Annotated in this window: 3 protein-coding genes; all 3 read left to right on the forward strand. The window is 51.5% G+C overall.

Translation table 11 applies throughout. From position 1 onward, the window contains the following. Positions 1 to 208, forward strand: a 208-nt coding sequence (locus tag AC29Z1_RS17345) for an amidohydrolase family protein (RefSeq protein ID WP_488272696.1), incomplete at its 5' end; no start/stop codon positions are given. After that, complete coding sequence (locus AC29Z1_RS17350) at positions 208 to 1365, forward strand: amidohydrolase (RefSeq protein WP_488272697.1); 1158 nt, start codon at positions 208 to 210, stop codon at positions 1363 to 1365. The genes AC29Z1_RS17345 and AC29Z1_RS17350, both read left to right, overlap by 1 nt. Positions 1366 to 1502: 137 nt before the next feature. Then, positions 1503 to 1931: hypothetical protein (locus AC29Z1_RS17355; RefSeq protein WP_488272698.1), on the forward strand; the 429-nt coding region annotated here is incomplete at its 3' end.

Genomic DNA, 1931 nt, shown 5'->3' on the forward strand with positions numbered 1-1931 from the left:
CGCAGAAATCCTGGGAGTTTCGGATAGGGTGGGTTCGCTTGAACCCGGCAAGGATGCGGACTTTGTGGTCTTCCAGGGGGACCCACTGGAGATAACGTCCAGAATTGAAGCGGTAGTCTCGGACGGGCGGGTTGTAGCAGGTAAACTTGGCTGCATGAGCGCTGCTGCCGGAGGCACTGAGTCATGGGAAGGAAGGAGGGTCTGTTGATGCTAGCCGTAAAGGGTGGAAAAATACTGACGGTGACCCGCGGTACTATAGATGAGGGTACTGTCCTCATAGAGAACGGCAAGTTCATCGAGGTTGGGCAAGACGTGCCGTTTCCTCCAGGAACCCAGGTGGTAGATGCTCGGGGGAAATGGGTCGTTCCAGGGTTTATCGATTGCCATTGCCACGTAGGTATAGTACCTGAGGGCTTCGATTGGGAATATTCAGACGTGAACGAGACTACCAATGCAGTTACCGGACACGTAAGGGCCATTGACGGTATCGACTTTCACGACAAAGGGTTCCAGGACGCACTGGATGGCGGAGTAACTGCAATGATTATCCACCCGGGTAGCGCAAATGTGATATGCGGCACGGACATTGCAGTAAAGGCCGCAGGAGAAAGCATTTCTTCGCGGGTGCTGAGGGATCCTGCAGGGATGAAGATGGCCTGGACTGCAGGGGGCAGGAGAGGCCCCAGGCCTAGTAAAGACGTACCGTATCCATCCACCAGGATGGGTGTTGCTGCTATCTTAAGACAATATCTTGTACTCACACAGGAATACCTGAAAAAACTCGAGAGCGGAGAGCAGGAACCGGAAAAAGATCCTGCCAAACGTTTTACCTTTGAGATCCTTGCCAAGATCCTGAACAAGGAAATTCCGGCGCGGATCCACTCAATGACCCCTGCCGACCTGTACCCGCTTTTCAGACTGCAGGATGAATTCGGTTTTGACTTTACGGTGGACCACGGCGATGAAGCGTATCTGGTGGCATCCGAACTTTCCAGGAGAAAGGTTCCCGTGAATTACGGGCCTTTCGTCGGAGATAGGTGGATACCTATGTTTCCGAACTCCCGTCCCGATGCGGCGAAGATCATGGATGATGCGGGCGTGTTGGTGTCGTTCCAGACGGACCACCCGGTTCTCAGCATAAGGGATTTACGGTTACAGGCTGCCATATGCGTGAAGTACGGCCTTTCCCCCGAACGGGCCATAAGGATGCTGACTATTAATCCTGCTACTATTATGGGACTGGCCTCGAGGTTGGGAAGCATTGAGCCCGGGAAAGACGCCGACTTCTCAATCTTCTCTGGGGATCCTTTGATGGTTCAGTCCAGGGTAGAAGCGGTATTCATCGACGGTAAGAGGGTTAGGTGAAAGCTGGATTTGTTCTATGTATTTGTGGATTTCATTCTGAATTGCAGGATTTTTGATGTTGAATAGCGAACTACTAGGAGCTACCGGCGGCATCAGGTGAAGAATGAAGTTTAGATCTCCAGCAAAAAGGGGGAGAGATGAACTTGATTCGTGCAAGGGACATCTTGTTCATTCTGGCAGTGGTCTGCGGTATAACCTTGTTCGGCAATTGGATCGCGGTAAAGATCGATCCAATTAAGGCGCTTCCCGGGATGTTGATCTTGGGAATCATATCTTTCGTGGGATGGGGACTAAGCAAGATTATTCCCGCTAACCTGCCTCCCATCGTCTATATCTCTTTGGTCGCTATCATCTTAACTACTCCTTGGACGCCAGGGTCTGCATGGGTTCTCAGTCAAGTGAACAATGTCAATTTCCTTGCGCTTTGCACGCCGATCCTGGCTTATGCAGGAATCTCCATTGGTAAAGAACTCGACGAGTTTGCCAAGATGAGCTGGAGAATAGCCATAGTGGCCATGCTTGTGCTAGCCGGTTCATTCCTCGGTTCGGCTATCATTGCCCAAATC

Source organism: Sporomusa sp., assembly GCF_057736855.1.